Source organism: Anaerococcus sp. (assembly GCF_030825785.1).
Classification (GTDB): Bacteria; Bacillota; Clostridia; order Tissierellales; family Peptoniphilaceae; genus Anaerococcus.
In genome coordinates this window covers 1-21,605 of sequence record NZ_JAPJPG010000028.1, presented here as the reverse complement: position 1 = coordinate 21,605, position 21,605 = coordinate 1, and the positions used below count along the sequence as shown (strand labels likewise).

The 21,605-nt window shown below is 36.4% G+C and carries 18 protein-coding genes; 1 reads left to right on the top strand and 17 read right to left on the bottom strand.

The window, feature by feature from the left end:
• Positions 1-589: 589 nt before the first annotated feature.
• The 16 genes from RCH56_RS05215 to RCH56_RS05140 all read right to left on the bottom strand — a co-directional run bounded on the left by RCH56_RS05215 (position 590) and on the right by RCH56_RS05140 (position 20,097).
• Complete coding sequence (locus RCH56_RS05215) at positions 590-1,894, bottom strand: glycosyltransferase (RefSeq protein WP_306483934.1); 1,305 nt, start codon at positions 1,892-1,894, stop codon at positions 590-592.
• A 26-nt stretch (positions 1,895-1,920) separates the two neighbouring features.
• A complete protein-coding gene (cps2T, locus tag RCH56_RS05210; protein WP_306483933.1) occupies positions 1,921-3,153 on the bottom strand; it encodes a beta 1-4 rhamnosyltransferase Cps2T in 1,233 nt (410 codons plus the stop codon).
• Between the two features lie 21 nt (positions 3,154-3,174).
• The gene (rfbC, locus tag RCH56_RS05205) at positions 3,175-3,777 is read right to left on the bottom strand and encodes a dTDP-4-dehydrorhamnose 3,5-epimerase (RefSeq protein WP_306483931.1); all 603 of its coding nucleotides are present in this window, start codon (positions 3,775-3,777) and stop codon (positions 3,175-3,177) included.
• Positions 3,777-4,709 carry a dTDP-4-dehydrorhamnose reductase gene (gene rfbD, locus RCH56_RS05200; RefSeq protein WP_306483930.1) on the bottom strand — a complete coding sequence of 311 codons (933 nt, stop codon included), beginning with the start codon at positions 4,707-4,709 and terminating at the stop codon, positions 3,777-3,779. Before rfbD ends, rfbC begins: the two co-directional genes overlap by 1 nt.
• Positions 4,710-4,722: 13 nt before the next feature.
• The gene (gene rfbB / locus RCH56_RS05195; protein ID WP_306483929.1) at positions 4,723-5,742 is read right to left on the bottom strand and encodes a dTDP-glucose 4,6-dehydratase; all 1,020 of its coding nucleotides are present in this window, start codon (positions 5,740-5,742) and stop codon (positions 4,723-4,725) included.
• Between the two features lie 13 nt (positions 5,743-5,755).
• Positions 5,756-6,652, bottom strand: a complete 897-nt coding sequence (gene rfbA, locus RCH56_RS05190) for a glucose-1-phosphate thymidylyltransferase RfbA (RefSeq protein ID WP_306483928.1) — start codon at positions 6,650-6,652, stop codon at positions 5,756-5,758.
• A gap of 11 nt (positions 6,653-6,663) precedes the next feature.
• Positions 6,664-8,115 carry a sugar transferase gene (locus RCH56_RS05185; protein ID WP_306483927.1) on the bottom strand — a complete coding sequence of 484 codons (1,452 nt, stop codon included), beginning with the start codon at positions 8,113-8,115 and terminating at the stop codon, positions 6,664-6,666.
• A gap of 124 nt (positions 8,116-8,239) precedes the next feature.
• Positions 8,240-9,757: a murein biosynthesis integral membrane protein MurJ gene (gene murJ / locus RCH56_RS05180; RefSeq protein ID WP_306483926.1), complete on the bottom strand. Its 1,518-nt coding sequence runs from the start codon at positions 9,755-9,757 to the stop codon at positions 8,240-8,242.
• A 569-nt stretch (positions 9,758-10,326) separates the two neighbouring features.
• Positions 10,327-11,760 (bottom strand): LCP family protein, encoded by a 1,434-nt coding sequence (locus RCH56_RS05175; protein ID WP_306483925.1) that lies wholly within the window; start codon positions 11,758-11,760, stop codon positions 10,327-10,329.
• A gap of 736 nt (positions 11,761-12,496) precedes the next feature.
• Positions 12,497-13,972 (bottom strand): DUF1846 domain-containing protein, encoded by a 1,476-nt coding sequence (locus RCH56_RS05170; protein WP_306483924.1) that lies wholly within the window; start codon positions 13,970-13,972, stop codon positions 12,497-12,499.
• A 378-nt stretch (positions 13,973-14,350) separates the two neighbouring features.
• Entirely contained in the window at positions 14,351-14,641 is a 291-nt protein-coding gene (locus tag RCH56_RS05165) for a GIY-YIG nuclease family protein (protein WP_306483923.1), read from the bottom strand.
• A 449-nt stretch (positions 14,642-15,090) separates the two neighbouring features.
• Positions 15,091-16,269 carry an FAD:protein FMN transferase gene (locus tag RCH56_RS05160; RefSeq protein ID WP_306483922.1) on the bottom strand — a complete coding sequence of 393 codons (1,179 nt, stop codon included), beginning with the start codon at positions 16,267-16,269 and terminating at the stop codon, positions 15,091-15,093.
• Positions 16,266-16,733, bottom strand: a complete 468-nt coding sequence (locus RCH56_RS05155; protein WP_306483921.1) for a UPF0158 family protein — start codon at positions 16,731-16,733, stop codon at positions 16,266-16,268. Before RCH56_RS05155 ends, RCH56_RS05160 begins: the two co-directional genes overlap by 4 nt.
• A 1-nt stretch (position 16,734) precedes the next feature.
• Positions 16,735-18,534, bottom strand: coding sequence for a 1,4-alpha-glucan branching protein GlgB (gene glgB / locus RCH56_RS05150; RefSeq protein WP_306483920.1), 1,800 nt, complete (start codon positions 18,532-18,534; stop codon positions 16,735-16,737).
• A complete protein-coding gene (gene udk / locus RCH56_RS05145) occupies positions 18,524-19,153 on the bottom strand; it encodes a uridine kinase (protein ID WP_306483919.1) in 630 nt (209 codons plus the stop codon). Before udk ends, glgB begins: the two co-directional genes overlap by 11 nt.
• Positions 19,150-20,097, bottom strand: coding sequence for an NAD(P)-dependent oxidoreductase (locus RCH56_RS05140; protein ID WP_306483918.1), 948 nt, complete (start codon positions 20,095-20,097; stop codon positions 19,150-19,152). The genes udk and RCH56_RS05140 overlap by 4 nt, the downstream gene beginning before the upstream one ends.
• Before the next feature lie 160 nt (positions 20,098-20,257).
• Between RCH56_RS05140 and RCH56_RS05135 the strand changes: the two genes are divergently transcribed.
• Positions 20,258-20,662: a glyoxalase/bleomycin resistance/extradiol dioxygenase family protein gene (locus RCH56_RS05135; RefSeq protein ID WP_306483917.1), complete on the top strand. Its 405-nt coding sequence runs from the start codon at positions 20,258-20,260 to the stop codon at positions 20,660-20,662.
• Between the two features lies 1 nt (position 20,663).
• Here the strand turns inward: RCH56_RS05135 and RCH56_RS05130 are convergent, their stop codons facing one another.
• Complete coding sequence (locus tag RCH56_RS05130; protein WP_306483916.1) at positions 20,664-21,212, bottom strand: nucleoside deaminase; 549 nt, start codon at positions 21,210-21,212, stop codon at positions 20,664-20,666.
• Positions 21,213-21,605: the final 393 nt, after the last annotated feature.

The window sequence follows — 21,605 nt, the reverse complement described above, 5'->3', positions numbered from 1 at the left end:
GTCAAATTACATAGCAACTTATAACTAAGGTTATTATATATATTATTAAATGATAAATTCTAACTTATTTTCTATATTGAATAAATTTTGCCGGTATTCCAGCAATTACGAAATTATCTGGCAAATTTTTGTTACTAGAGCATTGGCACCAACAAACTAATCATCACCTATATGTAATCCATATAGAACTACTGAACTAAATCCAATCCAATAAATATTAACAATTTCTACAACTTCGCTGGAAAGGCATATATATAAGCTCCATCTTGTAGTTTTGTTTTAAAGCCTATAGAAATATTTTTTTACTAATCATTTTGATTTTTTACCTATAAATATGCTTCTTGAAATACTTCTATATCCTATTGAATAAATGATTTCCCTTATCATCATCCATCCATATTTCCAACATTGATGTAAGATATATGAAACTACAATTTTAGAATCAATTTTAAAATTCACTTTCACTGCAACTTTTAAAATAATACTTAATATACGTATCCTTTATTATGTTCTTCAATATTTTTAAAAAAGAATTTACTGCAAAACAAATTTAAAATTATAAATAAATTATCATAGTAAACTAATTTTATTATGCATCTAAATAAATTTTGTAATTTTCGTTTGAAAATTCTCTCCAAGTTTTCAGTTGATTACTTACTACTTTATCCATATTTTTAATTGCATTTTTTAACTCAACTATATTTCCAGCCTCAACTACAATGCCACTATCACCAACTACGTCTTTTGATCCAACATGGTCGCTTACAATCACAGGAACTCCAAAACTCAAAGACTCTATAACAGTAAATCCAAATGTTTCATAACAAACACTTGGTGCTACAAGCATATCAGCTTCACTCATAATTTGAGGTAATTTATCGTGAGTAAATCCTTCTTCTTTTACTATCATGTAGTCTTCTTTTTTTTGAACTGGACTAAATACACGTAATTGGATATTTTTATCCTCTTCCCATAATTGCTCGCATGCTTTTTTTAATATATTCCAACCTTTATAAGGTTTTGTTGGTGCCAAATATAATATCACTTTTTTTCCTGTATGAACTCTTTTTATAACTTGTTGTTTTATTCCCTGATGAACAATCGATATAACTTTGCTATCTTTAGGACTTATATATCTTCTATATATTTCTTCAGCTAATGTTGAATTGAAATGAATAAAATCAATTGATTCAAGCATTTCAACATAATAGCTTCTTAAATTTCTATATTTTTCAGATATCTTTTCAATATCTACGTCAGGCATCGATGGGAAATTTTCTTCATTAAAAAATTTATTTCTATGTGATTTTCTTAATTTTTTTACAATATATATATTTTTTATAAATCTATAGATAGGCGACTGAATGATTTTTATTTTTTTTAACGACAAGGCTGACTCATTACATTGGATACAATTCCTGCATTCATTATCATTATCGCAACACTTCCCTTTTCTAAAAAGGGTAACTTTTGGACAAATTCCAAAATAATCATGAGACGTAAATACTGTCCTTATTCCCAATTGATTTGCAGCCTTTATAAATTCTTTATGAATACCCATCAATGTATGTATATGAATAACTTCAGGATTTTCTTTTTTTAAAAATGACTTATAAATTTCTATATCACATGACTTGGTAAAGGCTGAAAATTCTTTAATTCCCTCATCTAAAGGTACTGGAAGAGGATTTATAAGTTCTAAATTTAAAATCCCTTTTATTTTTTTTCTCTTTTTTATTTCAGGATTATCTGAATATTTTTTTATTTCTCCAGGCCACATAGCCATAACAACATGACCATCTTTAGCTTGTGACTTAGCCAAATCAAAAGCGTATTTAGTTAAGCCTCCGCTTCTATATGGAGGAAATCCTAAAAAATAATGTAAAATTCTCAACTTATTTCTCCTGCTAATTCAACTAATCATTTCAAAAATACTTCTTCATATTTTGAACTTATTATTTTCCAAGTATAAGCTTCTCTAACTCTTTTTCTAGCTTTTTCTCCAAGTTTAGATATTTCTTCATCAGTTAATTTGTCGGCTTTATTTATTAGGCTTGCAAGATCGCCATCTTTTCTGCTCCAATACAAAGCAGCATCTTCAGCCACTTCTTTGTTAAATCCTACATCAACCAATAAGTTTAAATCTGTGCTACCCAAAGCTTCTATTAAACTTGGATTTGTTCCTCCAACTGTATGTCCATGAAAGTATGCGTAGGCATTTTCTCTAATTTTCTTTAGCAATTCTTGATCATATACTGTTCCTACAAAATTAATTCTAGGGTCTTTTTTGAAATGTAGTTTTTCTTCCAACTCATTTAAAAATTTGTCGTTTACATTTGTTATTAGGGCAAAATCTCTTTTGCTTTTGCTTTTCATAAATTCACGTATCATTATTTCATATGAATTTTCTGGTACAAATCGTCCTACAACTAAATAATAGTTTTTTTTAGATAAGCCTTTATCAGCATACCAATTTAAAAGTTTTTCGTCATCATCTTTTAATTTGCTGGGAGTAAGATCTGCTCCGTATGCTATATAAGTTGTTTTTGGATTTTTTCCATTTATTCCTTTTCCATCATAAGATTCATGTATATATTTTTCGATATTTATAGAGTCACATATTACAAGGTCAGACCATTTGACCATCATAGCTTCAGATATTTTCCAATATTTTCTTACTGGTGCTGACCACTTCGCCCTCATCCATTCATGTCCGTCTGGGTTTAGATAAACTTTTCCACCTAGTTTATGAATTTTTTTGTAGAAATATTTCGCAAATGGACCTATTCTGCATGCCATTATATAAACAATGGGATTTTCTATTCTTTTTTCCTTTATATATTTTATGCATTCATTTAAAGCTCCAACATCATAGTATATTGCTTGAGCAGGTCCTATTTGTGGAATATAAATTTTGAAACACCTTGCATTATTAAATTCAAATTCATTTTCAGATATTTTCTTAACCCCATCTAACTTGCTTTCATCCATAGACCCATCGCCGTTGGCTTTACAAGCAACATGATATTTAATATTCTTGTTGTTCTGATGATGTTCTGTTAATTTGTATACGAAAGTTTCATAGCCCCCATAGGCTCCTAAACTTTTTGCCCCTACAAGAAAAACATTTTGTACTTTATTATTTTGATCCATTTGATTCTCTAATTCTTCACTTTAAAACTTAAAAGTCTCCTCAATCCCCAACCACTTCTGGTCTTTGTCGGATAGATTCAACTTGCTTCCACCTTCTAACTCATAACCTTCTGCGGATGCAGATCCTTTATATTCTCCTACAAGTTCTGGCCATTCTATTCCTATATTAGGGTCATTCCATGCAAGTCCACCTTCATCCCCAGGGTGGTAGAAGTCTGTTACTTTATAACAAAATTCTGCTGTATCACTTAAGACTAGGAAACCGTGAGCGAAACCTTCTGCTATGTAGAATTGCTTCTTGTTTTCTTCTGTAAGTTCAACTCCGTACCATTTGCCATAAGTTTCACTATCTTTTCTTAGGTCTACCGCTACGTCAAATACTCTACCCTTTATTACTCTTACAAGTTTACCTTGTGGATATTGTTTTTGAAAGTGTAGTCCTCTTAGTACGCCCTTTGTGCTCATACTTTGATTGTCCTGTACGAAGTTCATATCAAGGCCCACTTCTTGCATGTCCTTTAGGTTATATGTTTCCATAAAATAACCTCTTTCATCTCCATGAACTGTAGGTTCTATTATATAAAGTCCCTCTATAGGAGCTTTACTAACTTTTATTTGTCCCATTATTCTTCCTTACTTTTACTATCGTTTAAGACTTCTAGGTATCTTCTTAGGGCATCCTGCCAAGTTGGCAAGGGCTTGAACCCATTATCAACTAGCTTAGATTTATCTAGTCTGCTGTTGAATGGTCTAGCAGCTTTAGATATTCCGTACTCTTCTGTGCTTACTGCCTCTAACTTCATTTCTATACCTGCTTGTTTGAATATTTCACGAGCAAAGTCGAACCATGATATATATCCACCCTCATTAGTTACATGATAATAGCCGTATTTTTCAGTTTCTATCATATCTACTAGAAGCCTTGCTAAGTCATAGGTATAAGTTGGTGTTCCTATTTGATCATTTACTATCCTTAAACTATCATGAGTCTCGGCAAGCTTTAGCATGGTTTTTATAAAGTTATTTCCGTTTACACCAAAAACCCATGCTATACGAACTATAAAGAACTTGTCTAAATTATCCCTAACTGCAAATTCTCCTTCAAGTTTAGTATGCCCGTAGACATTTAGTGGTTTATAGTTGGTGCAGTCTGCTCTCCATGGGCTATCGCCTTGTCCGTCAAAGACATAATCAGTAGATAAATAAAGCATTGTAGCAGATATTTTATCAGCTGCTTTTGCTATATTTTCTGTTCCATTTACATTAATGGCACGAACTTTATCTTTATTTTCTTTCTCCTCTGCTGCATCTACAGCAGTCCATGCTGCACAGTGGATAAGGGCATCGGGTTTATATTTTGTAATAACTTCCTCTACCTTTTCTTTATCCGTTATATCCAATGATACATAGGGCATGGTTTCTACTGGACTTCCATCTTCTACGCCTGAGTACTCCTTAGCTAGGTCTGACCCAATTGCTTCATGTCCTCTTTTGTAAAGCTCGTTCATTACATCATGTCCAAGCTGTCCTGCAACTCCTGTTACAAATACTTTCATTTGAATTTCTCCATCATCTATTTTCGTACATTTTTTTGTAATAGTTTTGATATTCTCCTGATATTATTTCTTCCCACCATTGTTTATTATCTAGATACCATTTTATAGTTTTCTTTATTCCATCTTCAAATTTAGTTTCAGGGAGCCAGTCAAGGTCTTTGTGGATTTTACTAGGGTCTATAGCATAACGCATATCATGACCCTTTCTATCTGTAACATATGTGATTAAATCTTCTGATTTTCCGAGCTCTTCACAAATTAATTTCACAATGTCAATATTTTTCATTTCATTATGACCACCAACATTGTAAACTTCTCCATCTTTGCCACCATGTATTATTTTGTCTATAGCTGAACAATGGTCATCAACATATAGCCAATCTCTTACATTTAGACCTTCTCCATATACTGGTAGGGACTTATCTGCTAGACAATTAGCAATCATCAAAGGTATTAGCTTTTCTGGGAATTGATAAGGGCCGTAATTGTTTGAACAACGGCTTATTGTTATCGGAAGTCCGTATGTTCTATGATAGGCTTGTACTAATAAGTCTGCACTTGCTTTTGAGGAACTATATGGTGAGCTTGTATGAATTGGTGTTTGCTCTGTAAATAATAAATCTGGTCTATCTAATGGCAAATCACCATAGACTTCATCTGTACTTACTTGGTGAAATCTTTTAATTCCATATTTGTTGCAAGCATCCATCAACACTGTAGTTCCTTTTATATTTGTGTCTAAAAATATTTCTGGATTCTCTATAGACCTATCTACGTGACTTTCTGCAGCAAAGTTTACTATTATATCTGGTTTTTCTTCCTCAAATAATTTATAAATTGATTTTCTATCACATATATCCATTTTATGAAAACTAAAATTTTTATTTTCCATAACTGGTTTTAGCGTTGAGAGGTTTCCTGCGTATGTTAGATTATCCACGCATATTATCTTATAATCTGGATGTTTATCTAGCATATAAAATATGAAGTTACTTCCTATAAATCCTGCTCCACCTGTTACTATAATTTTCATTCTTTACCTCTCTTTAATACAATTGATCTTTATATTTTCCATCAAGAACATCTTTTAAGTACTTTCCGTATTGATTTTTCTTCAAAATCTCATAAACCTTTAGAACTTGCTCTTTAGAAATCCATCCATTTAGATAAGCTATTTCTTCCAAGCAGGCTATTTTTCTGTGTTGATGATTTTCTATTGTTTTTACAAAATTTGTAGCATCTACTAATGACTCGTGTGTTCCTGTATCAAGCCATGTAAATCCTTGACCTAAAAGTTCTACATTTAGAGAGTTTTTTTCTAAATAAATTTTGTTTAAATCGGTGATTTCGAGTTCTCCTCTTTGACTAGGTTTTAAATTTTTAGCATATTCTACTACTTCATTATCGTAAAAGTAAAGTCCTGTGACGCAATAATTGCTTTTTGGTTTTTGAGGCTTTTCTTCTATTGATATAGCTTTACCTTTATCATCAAATTCTACAATTCCAAATCTTTCTGGATCATCTACATAGTATCCAAATACTGTTGCACCTAGTCCTTCTTCTGCATTTCTTACAGCAGTTTGTAATCTTTCTTTAAGTCCGTGTCCTGAAAAAATATTATCTCCCAAAACCATAGCTACGCTATCATTTCCAATAAATTTTTCTCCAATTATAAAAGCTTGGGCTAATCCATCTGGACTTGGTTGAACTTCGTATTGGAGATTTACTCCAAATGTATGTCCATCTCCTAATAATTCTTCAAATCGTGGGGTGTCTTCGGGAGTTGAAATGATAAGTATATCTCTGATTCCTGCGTTCATTAAGACCGACATAGGGTAATATATCATTGGTTTATCATATACTGGCAAAAGCTGCTTCGAAGTGACTGTTGTAAGTGGATATAGTCTTGTACCGGACCCACCTGCTAAAATAATCCCTTTCATAAAATCTCCTTTTACTTCGATCCATCCCTCTTAAAGACAACCAAAAATGTCTTTAGAAGAATTTTAAAATCTAGTCCTATATTCCAATTTTCTATATATTCTCTGTCTAGCTTTACAACTTCTTCAAAGTCTGTGATGTTACTTCTTCCGCTTACTTGCCACATGCCTGTTATTCCTGGTTTTATTGCAAGCCTCACTCTATGGTGGGGTTCGTATAGGGCTGTTTCTGAGAGGAGGGGTGGTCTTGTGCCTACTAGAGACATATCTCCCTTTAGGACGTTAAAAAACTGTGGGAATTCGTCTAGACTTGTTTTCCTTATGAAGTCTCCTATTCCCTTCTTCTTCGTTCCATCGGCTAAGATTTTGTTTCCAATTATACGAGGGTCAAAGTCAAGCTTGAACATTCTGGCATCCTCATATTGATTGCTTTTCATAAGTTCAGCTTTTCTTTCTTCCGCATCCATGTACATACTTCTAAACTTATACATTTTGAAAATCTTACCGTTTCTTCCTACACGATCTTGGGCAAAAAATATCGGTCCAGGTGAAGCAATATATATGATTGGACCTATAACTATACATGCAAGGAGTGTAATCAAACATCCTACAAGTCCTGCAACTATGTCCACTAGTCTTTTAATCATAACTTGTCTTGTAGATACATAATTTACACTTGTAGTAATTACAACATAATCTTCAAGCTTTTCCACAATTTGTTTTTTGCCCTTTTCTTGGACAATATTTCTCACGTTGTAATGAACAGGAACTCCTGTTTCTACTAATTTATCTATTAGCTCATTTGGATAGGGAGAGTCTTCACTTAAAACTATCAGTACTTCATCAATCCATTCCTGACAAACATAGTTAGCTACAGATTCTTCATCAGCAACAACTTCTATTCCGTCTATAGTTGTTCCAACTAGATTTTTATCTGTTACTACTAGTCCTGAAATCATATATCTACTATGAACACTATCTCTAATATCCTCTATTAAAGTTTTAGTTCCTGCTTCATCTGAAATTAGTAAAAGTCTAACCTTCTTCTCTTCTTTTAGTTCACGTCTCTTATGCTTCTTGTAATATATTCTAACTAAGTAAGTTAAAACTATGTAGATTATAAATGTTAGAAGTAAACTTAATCTAGAGAAGTTTTGTCCTTCTTGTAGCATAAATAGATAGAGTAGCTCAAGACCTACCACAAACATAGCATGTTTTAAGGTAACAGCAAACTCTACGTAATATCCCCTCTTGTATACTGAATTAAAAGTTCCATATATAAATATTACTAATAAATCTATCAACTCAATAACAAAGGCAATATTTCTATATATAGTTTGATTGTATGGGTTAAGTCCATAGCCACTTATACCATAAGCTAGAATATATGCTATTTGTAAGCATAGCATATCTAAGAATATTAAGTCTAGATTTTCTAACCACCTTTCAGTGTCTTTCCTATACATGTTTTCTCCTTGTATACTTTTATCTCGAAATTCCAATTATTAAGATTAAACAAACCAATTTTTATACAACTATTATACAATGCTGAAAGAAATTTTAAACATTATTTGCTCATAATTTTTATATTCAATTAAATTTCTCCTTAAGCTTCTTTATCAAAGTATTTATCTCACAAATATTTGAGTTATATATAATTATTAGATAAACGAAGGCTGATACCAAGATTGTAAGTAATAGGGCTAGGATATCAGATACCTTATTCGATAGAAAAACAAAAGACCCATTCGCCACAAGCACCATAAGAAGCGATGCTAGGATGATTTTTCCTATGGACTTCATATTTCTTCCATCTTTTACTTTACCAAAATTTTTGAAATAAACAAAAATTATTAGCAAACTTCCTATAGCAGTCGACACAGACGTTGCTAGACCTATTCCATCTAGGCCGATTTGCTTGGCTAGAGTCCAGTTGAGGGTAACATTTATAGCCTGCTGGATGAGGATTATTATAAGTGGAGACTTGGAGTCTCCTACTGCGTAGAAGCTATTCGAAATTATTTTCATAAATGTAATGAAGATAATGTAGGGTGCGTATGAGACTAGGAGGGATGAGACAAGGGTTGCATCGTAAGCCGTGAAGGCGTTTCTTTCGTAGATTAGGCTAATAATCGGTCTTGCTAGGCTCATCATTCCGAAGGTGGCAGGGATTACTAGGGCAAGAGTTAGGATTAGGATGCTTGCAGTCTTTTCCTTCATTGCATCGATTTTCCCTTCATTGCCAAGTTTGGCGACTTGGGGGAAGGTAATGGTGGCAATGTTTATCGTGACAACTTCTACTATGAAGTCGAGCATGTTTTCTGTGTAGAATACCTTGGCTACTGTGTCGATACCGAGTATACCTGATGCCATGGACTTATCTATTAGGACAGAGATCTTGTTAGCAGCGTTAGATATGATTATTGGAATTATGATGGCAAGGAGGTACTTGATGTAGGGATCCTTGAAGTCGAGCTTCCTCTCATAAGAAAAGCCCTTTTTCTTGCTAGCAAATGGAAATCTGATAAACTGAATGATGTTTCCTATAAGTGCTCCTATAATCAAAATATATGGATTATCGAAGACTCCTGTAAGAAGGGTTGCAGATATGACAAAGATATTAAGAATAATCTCCGTAATGACAGGGTCGATGAAGTTATTTCTTGCGTTGAGAAAGCCTCTGATGACCGCAGAGTAAAGAAAGGCAAAGATTGATACCGCCATGATTCTAGTAAAAGATGTGGCCATGTCGTGGGTTTCGCCTATAAGCTTGGGTGAGAAAATCTTAGATATGGGACCTGCAAATATTATTATTAGAAGAAAGATAATAGCACCGTAGACCATTAGGACATTGATAAGGTTTGAGGTAAAGCTATTGGCCTCACTTTCTCCCTTGTCCGTACGAATCCTAGTGTAGACTGTAATGTAGGCAGAGACAATCCCTGTTATGACCGTGTACATCATGATATCAGGGATTGTGGTGGCAGTGACGTATATGGACTTGATATCCCCTGCGCCAATGACAGCTGCCATGACAGATTCACGGACAAAGCCAAATATTTTTGATAAAATTGTAATAATCATCAACAAGATTGTGGTGTGTCCCATATCTTTTCCTTTTTTGTTTAATAGTTTGTTTAGTTAGGTGGTTGTGTAGATTAAATTATCTTTGTTATTTACATGTCGTCATAGACTGCAGATCTCTCAGTCGTGCCTCCTTCGAGATGGCGGGAGATTATGTGATTTCTGCTGTATTCCGAAGTGGAAAATTAATTGTTTTTTAAAGTAATATGTGAGGTTTCTCCACGTTGGTCGAAACAAGGGAAATAGTAGGAAAGCAAGCTTTCCAACCTTACCCCTTATATCGAGCGTAGTCGAGATATCTCTTTGGATTTTGTAGATAAAATAATCTTTATTATTTACATGTCATCATAGACTGTAGACCTCTCGTCACTCATTTCAATCGCTCTGTCGAGGTGGTGGTAATTGTGTGAACTACTATATTTCAAGGTTTATAGTGTAATATAATTTACTTGTAATGCGAGAGGCTTCTCCACGTTGGTCGAAGCAAGGGAAGGGGTAGGAAAGCTAGCTTTCCATCCTTACCCTTATGTCGAGCGTAGTCGAGATATCTCTTTCCTTCCACCCCTTATATCCAACGTAGTCGAGACATCTCTTTACTTATTGTTTTCCACTATATTATTATGAATATTTTCTATGGAGTCCTTGCTTGGGACCATCATGTATAGGCTCGCATTTGGCATTAGGTAAGAGTCAAGGTCCATGGTTCCTTTTCCTTTTAGGGCTTCGCTTTCTATTTGCCATTCGCCTCCATCGGATAGTTGTTTGTTGACTAGCTCTATCATCTTCTCATATGGCACGTCTGTGTTGACTGATTCTAGGGCTATGTCTGCTATTTGGTTGAAGTTTAATAGCATTTCTGTGCTTAGCATCTTCCTTATGATTCCTGTTAGGACTCGGGTGTGGTTTTTCCCCCTATCGAAGTCTCCTTCTTCTAGCTTGTATCTTTCTCTGGAGAAGGCTAGCGCCATGTCTCCGTCCATTTCTATCTTTCCTTGAGGGAAGTCATAGCCTCCATGGGTTGAGGTAAAGGCTGTTGGGTTGTCCACTGTGATTCCTCCTAGGGCGTTTATTAGCTCTACTAGGGTGGTGAAGTTGACCTTGCCATAGTAATCGATTTTGATACCTAATAGGGCCTCTACACTCCTTATAGAGGTGTCCACTCCGTAAAGACCCGCGTGGGTTAGCTTATCGTACTTATCCCCTTCTCCTCCTATGGATAGGTAGGTATCTCTTGGGATGGTTGTAATTAGAATTTTCTTCTCTTTTGGATTGACACTTAGGACCATGTTAACATCGGACCTTGATACGTTGGATAGGCTACCTGATGTGTCGATTCCTGATAGGAAGACGTTGAAGGATTGATCCTCTGCGACTTCTTTTTTATCTTCTTTCTTCTTCTCTACACCTTTCACTAGAACAGACTCGAGTACACGGGTTTTCTCTGAAAATCCCTCGATTGTCTCATCTAGGATTGGCCTAAAGGACTCATTAAGAAGCATAACCTGTGAGCTTCCTTCTAGAAGGGCTGTGGCAGAAGCTTGATAGTTGTCGAAGTTTCTTTCAGTCAATTCCTTTTTATAATCTTCCTTATATTTGGCAAAGGCCTTGGAGGAATTGTCCTTATCCATGTCTCCTGCAGTGGCGATTTCCTTATCTCCTATATCTGCAAGGCTTTTAATTTCAGAATCCTTCAATACAACATAGCTCATCTCGTTGGTATCCTTGACAGGCTTATTGTTGATTTCTGAAACTGTCTTGATAGACTTGTTGGCATAGGATAGGAAGGTGATCTCACCTATGCTTAGGAGTAGAAGGAATATGATTATGATAGCCTTCAATACGTTCGAGTTTTTCTTTCTTATAAATCCTATATACAAAAAAATACAAAGAATTATCCCGATAGTGACAGTTATGGCCAGTCTATAGGCGTGTGGGAGAATCTTGTATTTGTATAGGAAATAAAAGAATACAATATTGATTATGGTAGCCAAAATGACTACAGTTTTTGTAAAAATTGATTTCTTCATTTTCTTTCCTTATAATATATTAAATGTTTCTCTGAATCATAGTATAACAAGCTAGCGATCTTGTCAAGATTATGTATGTAAAATTTTATGGGATTAAAGGAGAGAAAGCTTTGTTTTCTTTCCCCTTATGTCTAATGTAGTCGAGATGTTAACGATAATTGTATGGTATGGATTAATTGTAAGATTTATAAGAATTATAGTTTTACTTTTACTCGTGAGATTTCTCCGTTCACTCCGTTCAGTCGAAATAAGGGAACGGGGTTGGAAAGCATAGCTTTCCTTCCCCTTATATCGAGCGTAAGCCGAGATATCTCCTCGGTTTTCATAGATTACTTAATCCTTATTATTGACATGTCGTCATAGACTGTAGACCTCTCGTCGCTCATTGCATTCGCTCTGTCGAGATGGCGATTAATAGAAATATAAACTTTAATTCATAGCATATAATAAACTACTTTTCAAATTTAATACGTGAGGTTTCTCCACTTCGGTCGAAACAAGGGAAGTTGTAGGAAAGCAAGCTTTCCTTCCCCCTTATGTCGAGCGGAGTCGAGACATCTCTTTTAGCTTTTAAATAATTATTCTTTCACTATTTCTCGTGAGACCTCTCCAGCCCTCTACTATCCGAACAGGCTGTCCCTCGAATCTGCAAACTACCGTCGAGCGTAAGTCGAGACATCTCTTGTCTCTTTCCCCTCTTTTTCCGCAATTTAAAAGGAGCCTTGGCTCCTTTGTTTTAGTATTCGTAATCGTCGTTTCCTAGGTAGGCGTCTTGGGTGAAGTTTATGCCTAGTTTTCTTAGCATGGATCTTTGGCTGTCTTCTAGGAGGACTGTAGAGTGGGCGTCTAAGCCCTTTAGTTTCCCAATTTGTTCTATAGCCATGTGGCTTAGGGGGTTGGTTGTGCCTGAGATTGAGAGGGCTATTAGCATTTCGTTAGCTGATAGGGATGTTTCCTTGCCTCCCAGGGACTTGGTCTTGAGATTTGAAACTGGCTCTATGATATGTGGTGATATCAAGAGAAGGTCGTCATCAAGTTTTCCAAGTTTCTTTAGGGCATTTAGGATAGCAGCTGATGGGGCTGACAAGAGGTCGCTTTTCTTGCCTGTGATGATCTCTCCTGTCTCAAGCCTAATAGCGAAGGCTTCTTTTCCGGTCTTTTTCGCCTTTTCTCTCGCCTTTACTGCGACTGTTCTATCTTCTGGGCTTATTTCAAGCTGACTCATTAGCATTTCGATTTTTTCTACTGCATGGTAGCTTTCCTTGGCATATCTAAAGTCAACTAGGGTATTGTAGTATCTTCTGATAATCTCTTCCTTGCTGGCAAGCTTCACCCCTTCTTCGTCTTCTATGCAAAAGCCTACCATATTGACACCCATATCTGTTGGAGACTTGTAAGGGCAAGAACCCATGATTTTCTCGAACATTTTCTTAAGTATAGGGAAGGCTTCTACGTCCCTATTGTAGTTTACTGCAAGCTCCCCGTAGGCATCTAGATGGTAAGGGTCAATCATATTTACATCGTCGAGATTAGCTGTAGCTGCCTCGTAGGCCATATTTACAGGATGCTTGAGGGCGATATTCCATATTGGGAAGGTCTCAAACTTGGCGTAACCTGCGTTGATTCCTGCTTCGTGGTCCAAATACATTTGGGAAAGGCAGGTCGCCATCTTGCCTGAACCAGGTCCCGGTCCTGTGATTACTACTAGGGGTCTTGTGGTCTTTACTCTTTCATTTCTTCCAAAACCATCCTTAGAGATAATGTGGTCGATGTTGTTTGGATAGCCCTGGATATCGTAGGTCTTGTAACTTGCGATTCCTAGGTTGTCCAAGTACTTTTGGTACTTCACGGCCTTGGGTTGGTTATCAAATTGGGTTATGATAATTCCATTTACCAAAAATCCATAGTCCTCGAAGGCTTCCTTTAGCCTTATAGTTTCCGCATCATAAGAGGTCTCGTTGTCTCCTCTAATCTTGTTGTTTTCAATATCGTTGGCATTGATGGTTATGATTATCTCACAAACATCCTTGAGGTTATAGAGCATCCTGAGTTTTGAGTCAGGTAGAAAACCAGGAAGGACCCTTGATGCATGGCTATCATCAAAGAGCTTTCCCCCAAACTCCATATAGAGCTTATCAAAATGAGAAATCCTCTCCTCGATCTTTTCCGACTGCAATTTTATATACTTATCATTATCAAAAGCTTTCTTCACGTCATCCTCCAATCATATCTAAATATTATACCGAGATTTGGGGGAGATGAAAAGATTGGTGAGGTGAAATTTGTACTAGAGATCACCCACCCCTTATTTCGACCATTCCCTTACTTCGACTGGAATGGAGAAGTCTACTCCCCTTATTTCGACCATGGTGGAGAAGAATCCAACCTCCCCCCCTTATTTCGACCATCGTGGAGAAATCTATTAATATTTATTTTAAACCCAGTTAAATTCGAGATCTCTCGACTTCGCTTCGCTACGCTCGAGATAAGGGGTGAATTTGAAGCTTAGTTAGCCTTGAGATGTCTCGCCTACGTTCAACATAATGGTTTATTGTGAACCCTAGATATAAATACTCAATTCTGATTAATACTAGCCAACAATATCCCAGTATAAGTCTTTTCTTTCAGGATTTATGCTATCTATTAATTTATCTTTTTTAGCTCTAGACCGTTTGCTTACTTGCACTTCTCTTCCTCTTGCTTCTTTGATACTTTCGTAGAATTCGTAGTAAACAAGTTTAGTTGCATTGTATTTGTCAGTAAAGCTTCCTTTATCAAGATGGTTCTTATGTTCATATACTCGTTTAATAATATTAGTAGTTGAACCTTTGTATAAAACTTTGTTTGATTTGTTTGTTAATATGTAGAAATACCCAGACATGTTTAACTCCTTTTTTATATTTTATCATATTTTATCCATTTTGGATTTTTTATTAAGAGATGTCTCGACTCCGCTTCGCTACGCTCGAGATGAGGGTACGTCATATTTTAGGAATTATTTTATTATGAAGGAAAATATGTTTTCCAAATAGCCTTGTTCCGACCAAAGTGGATATATCTATCCCCCTTACTTCGACTGGAATGGAGAAGTCTATTAGATTATTTTTGAATTTAGCTAACTTGAGATGTCTCGACTACGCTCGACATAAGGGTAAATGTGAAGCTTAGATAGGCTCGACATAAGGGTAAACTAATATTTAAGAAATTATTTTATTATAGGGAAAATATATTTTCCAACATTCCCTTGCTTCGACCGAACGTAGTGAGCGGAGAAGTCTCATTTTCCATCACACAAAAAGCCCTAATCCACTGAGGATCGGGGCTTTATCTTTATTTGTCTTCTATTTTTTCCCAGCCTTCGGTTTTATATTCGTTTCCTTCTGGGTCAATCCAGAAGGCTTCTACTTTGTTTTCAGCTGCTTTTTTTAGTCCTGTCTCGTGGTCTACTATGAAGAAGTAGGTTGAGAGGGTGTCTGCTAGGGCGATGCTGTCTGCTTTTACTGATACGGATTTCCATTTGTCGGATGGGTATCTGGTGGCTGGGTCTATGATGTGGTGGTAGTTTTTGCCGTCTACTGTGAAGTATCTTTGGTAGTCGCCGCTTGTTACTACCGATGTGTTCTTGACGTTTACTACTGTGGAGTATGGGTTTTCTTTATCCTCTAGAAAGGGATTTTGGACTGCTATTTTCCAGTTTCCTTCGCTGTTGTTTGGGTTTTCTCCTATGATCACGTCATCACCACCTACAGATAGGATTCCTCTTTCAAATCCTACTTCTTTAAGTTTTTCGGCCATTTTTTCTGTGGCATAGCCTTTTCCGATAGCTCCTATATCTATTTGGACGTCTGGGTCCTTGATGTAGACTGTAGAGTTTTCCTTGTCTATTTCGATGGCGTCTATGTTTTCGTGCTCGCTTTTTTTGATGAGTTCTTCTTCTGGCGGGATCGCTGCCTTTTGAGGGTTATCTATGGACATTTCCCTATATTGGTGCCACAAGCCTAGAAGGGATCCCATAGCTATGTTGATGTTTCCGTCTGTTAGTTCGTACATCTTTTTTGAGTATTCGATTAGCTCGATTAATTCAGGATCTACCTTAACTGGCTCGATTCCTGCCTTTTCGTTGATTGTTCTGAAGTTGTTTACCCCTTCAAATGAATCGTAGGAGTTGTAGAGCTTGTGGTATTTGGCTAGCTCTTCTTCTAGGACATCACACTGTTTCGCAAAGCTTTCTTCATCATCAGAATAGGTTAGGAGGGTGGTTACTGTGTCGAAGTACTCATAGTAGGTTTTATCAAGTTTTCCTACTTCGGATTTTCCCGCATCTTCTGGATTTTCTTCACTCTCTTTAGCATCTTCTACTCTTGAATCTGTATGAGCTTCTTTTTGCTCAACTTTTTCTTCAGCTTGGCTTACTTGGTCCTTCTTATTATCTGTTTCATTTGCTCCATTGGCACAGGCTGTTATGACAAAAGCCAAGGCCAATGGATAAAATATTTTCTTTATTCTCATAGTTTGTTAATGTTAATTGTCTCCATGTCTTTATTAACTGGGATTGATTCTTCAAGAGCCCATGTTAGTAATATGTCTGCTGCCGCCTTTTCCCTAAAGGAGTTCCATTGTTCTTCAAGTCCTTGTTCGTAAACTATATCAAGGAATTCTTCTCTTGGGGCGATTCCTTCGTAGTTGTCTAGGAAGTTATCTCTTTGGTGTCTGTCAAGGCTTGCAACAAAGGCTTCTCTTAGTCTATGACTATCTAGCTCGTCTGCTGTTGGCAAGAGCAAGAAGTTTTCTACGTCTGCGTCTATATCTATATAATTTTCTTCTATATCTTCTGCGCTTTGGATCTCCTTGTTGATTCTTATAAAGTCAAGGGATTCTGTATTCAACCACATATTCTTAAGATATGAATCTTCATCTATCAAGGTCCATTTTTCAACTAACCAGGATAGATTTATTGGTTTTCTTACTTTCATATTATTTCACTTTTAGTACTACTGCTTCGTATTCCCAAAGCTCCAATACTAAATTGTTTCCTTTCTCTATTTTTATATTTCTCTTATCCCATCTACTTCCACCGTAGGTCTCAGAAAGCGTATCCAAGACTTCAACGAATTCCACTTCTTCATCGTAAGGAATCTCGAAAGCAGACTTGTAGGTATTGGTCATGTTTAGCACTACAAGGTATCTCTCATCTCCGGCTTTTCTTTCATAGGCGAAGACAGAATTTATATTATCATCTACTACTTTCCAGGAAAATCCATCTTCTACATAGTCTTTTTCGAAAAAGGCAGGACTTTCTAAATAAAGTGCATTGAGGTCCTTGACGTAGCGGTGGATATCATCATGGGTTGGGAATTTTAATATATCCCAATTAATCGATTCATGCTCATTCCATTCGTCAAATGTTGCGATTTCGTTGCCCATAAAGTTAAGCTTCTTACCAGGGTGTGTCATCTGGTAGGTGTAGAGGAGCTTAAGCTCTTTAAACTTCTCCTCGTAGGATCCTGCCATCTTGTTAATCATAGCGCCTTTCAAGTGTACTACTTCGTCATGACTTAGTGGAAGGATAAAGCGTTCGTTGTAGTAGTAGAACATGGAAAAGTTGATATTTGCCTGGTGATCAATCCTATTTATAGAATCTGTCTTAAAATACCTTAGGGTATCATTCATCCAGCCTAAATCCCACTTGTAGTCAAATCCAAGTCCTCCATCTTCTACCCTACCTGTAACTTGTGGGTAGTCTGAGGAGTCTTCTGCTATTAACATAACATTTGGGAAGGATTCGTGGATGGTTTTGTTAAGGTCCTTGATAAATTCGATATTATCCCTGTGGACTCCACGGTTCTTGTTACCATTGTAGTGGATCATATAGCTTACCGCATCGATTCTGATTCCATCGAAGTGGAAGTTCTCTAGCCAATAGGTCATAGCTGATTTCATAAAGCTTCTGACATGACCCTTGGAGTAGTCAAAGTTATTGGATCCCCACTCGGAGTATTTGAGGTCGGGATAAATTGACTCATACATTCCAGTTCCATCAAAATGGTCTAGGCCAAAGTAGTCGCTTGCAAAGTGGACTGTTACCATGTCGAGGATTACCCCGATTCCGTTTTGGTGTAGTATATCGACAAACTTTTTGAGGTCTATCGGGCTTCCAAAGCGGGAGCTTGTTGCAAAAAATCCGCTAGATTGATAGCCCCATGATGGATAGTAAGGGTACTCGGTTATTGGCATTATCTCTACGTGTGTGTAGTTCATTTCCTTGACATAGCTTACTAATCTATCTACTATATCGAGGAAGTTGACCTTGTCATTGTATCTAAGCCAGCTTCCTATGTGAATTTCGTAGATATTTAGTGGCTTATCGAAGTTTTTATCTCTTTGTTTGATAAAATCTTGATCAGCAAAGTCATAAGAGTCATCAGTGATTATACTAGCAAAATCTCCCTCCTTGTCCATAGCACGGGCAAAGGGATCGGTCTTTTCTACCCAATTTCCCTCATGGACTACTACATATTTGTAATAATTACCAGGATTCGCATCAAGTTTAATAAAAAAATAACCGTACTTGGTGTTTTTGGTCATCCTGGTATTTTCCCAAGAAGTGAAATCTCCCTTGATGTAGACTTCGTCTGCATTTGGGGCAAGGACTCTAAATACATACATGCCGTCACTGTCTTTATGAGCTCCCAATATATCAGCCCCCTCAGATGAGTGGCCTCCTAGATAGTTTTCTATGCGATCATGGCAAGTTTCTGTTATATTAACCTTCATTTTCTTCCTCAATCAAATGTCTAATGTGTCTTTTGAGGATTTGAATTCCCTTTAGGTTCTTCGCTCCTCTTGGAATAATAATGTCTGCGTATTTCTTGCTTGGCTCTATATAAGTTTCATGCATTGGCTTAACCTGGCCGATGTATTGGGTAAGGACAGATTCTAGTGACCTGCCACGTTCCTTGGTATCTCTTAGGATTCTCCTTTGAAGTCTCACATCGCTATCAGCATCGACAAAGACCTTGGTGTCTGTGATAGACCTAATCCTTTCATCATATAAAACAAGAATTCCTTCAATTAAGATAATCTTTGTTGGCTTAATCTCTATCGTCTCCTTGCTTCTGGTGTGGATATTGTAATCATAGGTCGGCATGGCTATAGTCTTACCTTCGAGCAGTTTTAATAAGTCCTTATAAAATAAATCATTGTCGAAAGCACCTGGATAGTCGTAGTTAAGCTTGGCCCTTTGCTCAAAGGATATGTCATCGTGGGCCTTGTAGTAATTGTCATGGCCTATAACAGTTAAGTCATCCCTAAAGAAATTTGCAATCTCTCTTACAATTGAGCTTTTGCCAGAGGCCGAACCTCCAGCAATAGCTACAATTTTTACATCTGTCATAGTTTGATCTCGTTTACGATATTTCCTTCTAGATATTGATAAAGGTTGTCAAATACTATATCTGCCCTAATTTCCATAGCTTCCTTAGTGTAGAAGGCAACGTGGTTGGTTAGTATTACATTTTTGGCATTTCTTAGTGGGTAGTCTTCTGGAAGTGGTGGTTCCATATCGAATACGTCTATACCTGCTCTTAGTTTGTCCTCATTAAGAAGCTTGGCTAGGTAGTCATTGTCTACAACAGCTCCCCTAGCACAGTTTATTAGAACTGCCCCTTCCTTCATTAGGTCGAGCTCTTCACTTCCCAAGAATCCCTTAGTCTCCTTGTTATTTGGTATATGAAGAGATACTATATCACTTTCCTTAAGGAGGGTAGGAAGGTCGACATATTCCACACCCTTGGCCTTGATTTCTTCCTTTTCTGTTCTTGAGTAGGCGATTACCTTGCAGCCAAAGACGCTTAAAAGATCGATTAGCTTAGATCCAATATTTCCTGTTCCTATTACACCGAAGGTCTTGCCCTTGATAAGTTCACCAAGAAGATAATTATTCTCCCCATCGAAGATATTTGACCTGTTTTCGTTAAACTTCCTCAAAACAGAGATAGTAAGACCTATTACAAGCTCTGCCACAGAATCATCTGAGTAGCCGCTAGCATTTAAGACCTTGATTCCTTTTTCCTTACAAGCATCGAGATCAACATGGTCTACTCCAGTAAATGCCACATCGATTAGCTCTAAATTTGTATTATTAATCACATCACAAGTTACAGGCTTGTTGGTGATGATAGCTATATCAGTGTCCTTTAATCTTTCGATTTTTTCCTCATCACTTCCTGCACTTTCTTCAAAATATTCAAACTCATGACCTAAAGATTCAATTTTTTCTTTATGATTTTCAATAATTTCTCTATCAACTTCTAATGGATCAATTAGACTAATCTTCATTTTATTCTCCTTTATTCAAAACTAATATCGTTTACTTGCTATTATTATACTCTTCTTAGGCATATTTAAATAGAAAATTCATTTAGATTAATTATTAACTATACTTGCCTAGATGATGATATTGTGATAAATTATTAGTATAGGATAGAAAGGAATAGGTATGGCAGTTGGATTAGCTTTTACAGATGGTAAATGTTTAGAGGCTCTTCACTATTATTGTAATGTGTTTGGCCTAGAGGAACCGGAGAAAGTCATTAAATACAGTGATTTTGAGAAATTTAATCACCCAAAGGAGATAAAAGATAGGATATATAATTCTTATCTAGATATTTATGATAACAGAATCTATCTCTATGATGTGACTAATGACAGGTTAATTAATAGAGGAAACAATGTGAGGGTTGTAATAGAGACGACTTCTGATAATCTCTACAGGGCTTACATGAACTTTAGAAAAGACTCCACAGTAACCATGGAGCCTCAAAAAGTGAACAAGAAAATATTTACGACTTTGATTGATAAATATGATATTTCATGGCAATTTATAGCAGAAATTACAGAATAGATCATTTCTTTGATTTATTCTTTTTCTTTTGCCTTAAATACCTAAAGAAAGTTTGGATTTCAAAGAGAGCCTCTTCTTCCATTAGACCAAATTCCGCATCGACAAAGTGAAGCTGACTTCTATCGCCGCAGACATTGGTATTGGAACCACAGGCCCCTCTTTTGTGATCTCTAAGAGCTACGACAAGTCTCGCGATTCTCGAATTGATAATAGCACCCGCACACATAGAGCAGGGCTCCATAGTTACATACATAGTGCACTCCTCCAGCCTGAAATCATCCATCCAAGCACTAGCTTCCCCTATAGCCATTAGTTCGGCATGCTTTAAGGCGCTTTTCCCCTTGTAGGTAAGATTGTGACCACGACCTATGATTTTCCCATCATATACAACTACAGCCCCTACAGGAACTTCCTCAATAAAGCGAGCGATCCTAGCCTCATTGACAGCCTCAGCCATAAAGAAATAATCCTCCTTGCTGAAGATGTCTTGAAGATTTTCTTCTATATTTATTTTATCTATATTATTTTCTATATTATTATCTGTACACATGATTTCCTTCTTTGATTTTTTGATATTTTGGATTTTTATTTACATGTCGACTTAGACTGTAGGTCTCTCAGTCGTACCTCCTCAGAGATAGAGGTAATACTGTGAGGTTTCTCCACTTCGGTCGAAACAAGGGAAAAGTCGAGAAATCTCTTTCCTTACCCCTTATATCGAGCGTAGTCGAGATATCTCTTATCCTATAATATATTTTTATTAAACATTCTCACAGATAACCACCTCGAAAAAAAGCCCGTCCGGCTCTGAGAGGACTACGTGAGAGGTCTACGGAACTTTGGGACATTTTAGAGCTTAGATTTTGCTAGATATATATTTTAGTAGATTACTTAATTTTTATTATTTACATGTCGTCTTAGACCGTTGATCTCTCAGTCGTTC

Excerpts from the sequence above, each read along its gene's own strand:
- udk (WP_306483919.1), bottom strand. The coding sequence starts at position 19,153 with ATGACAGATGTAAAAATTGTAGCTATTGCTGGAGGTTCGGCCTCTGGC.
- rfbA (WP_306483928.1), bottom strand. The coding sequence starts at position 6,652 with ATGAAAGGGATTATTTTAGCAGGTGGGTCCGGTACAAGACTATATCCA.
- RCH56_RS05185 (WP_306483927.1), bottom strand. The coding sequence starts at position 8,115 with ATGTATAGGAAAGACACTGAAAGGTGGTTAGAAAATCTAGACTTAATA.
- rfbD (WP_306483930.1), bottom strand. The coding sequence starts at position 4,709 with ATGAAAGTATTTGTAACAGGAGTTGCAGGACAGCTTGGACATGATGTA.
- RCH56_RS05155 (WP_306483921.1), bottom strand. The coding sequence starts at position 16,733 with ATGAAAGTAAGAAAACCAATAAATCTATCCTGGTTAGTTGAAAAATGG.
- rfbC (WP_306483931.1), bottom strand. The coding sequence starts at position 3,777 with ATGGGACAAATAAAAGTTAGTAAAGCTCCTATAGAGGGACTTTATATA.
- RCH56_RS05165 (WP_306483923.1), bottom strand. The coding sequence starts at position 14,641 with ATGTCTGGGTATTTCTACATATTAACAAACAAATCAAACAAAGTTTTA.
- murJ (WP_306483926.1), bottom strand. The coding sequence starts at position 9,757 with ATGGGACACACCACAATCTTGTTGATGATTATTACAATTTTATCAAAA.
- RCH56_RS05175 (WP_306483925.1), bottom strand. The coding sequence starts at position 11,760 with ATGAAGAAATCAATTTTTACAAAAACTGTAGTCATTTTGGCTACCATA.
- RCH56_RS05135 (WP_306483917.1), top strand. The coding sequence starts at position 20,258 with ATGGCAGTTGGATTAGCTTTTACAGATGGTAAATGTTTAGAGGCTCTT.
- RCH56_RS05140 (WP_306483918.1), bottom strand. The coding sequence starts at position 20,097 with ATGAAGATTAGTCTAATTGATCCATTAGAAGTTGATAGAGAAATTATT.
- rfbB (WP_306483929.1), bottom strand. The coding sequence starts at position 5,742 with ATGAAAATTATAGTAACAGGTGGAGCAGGATTTATAGGAAGTAACTTC.
- cps2T (WP_306483933.1), bottom strand. The coding sequence starts at position 3,153 with ATGGATCAAAATAATAAAGTACAAAATGTTTTTCTTGTAGGGGCAAAA.
- RCH56_RS05160 (WP_306483922.1), bottom strand. The coding sequence starts at position 16,269 with ATGAGAATAAAGAAAATATTTTATCCATTGGCCTTGGCTTTTGTCATA.
- glgB (WP_306483920.1), bottom strand. The coding sequence starts at position 18,534 with ATGAAGGTTAATATAACAGAAACTTGCCATGATCGCATAGAAAACTAT.
- RCH56_RS05130 (WP_306483916.1), bottom strand. The coding sequence starts at position 21,212 with ATGTGTACAGATAATAATATAGAAAATAATATAGATAAAATAAATATA.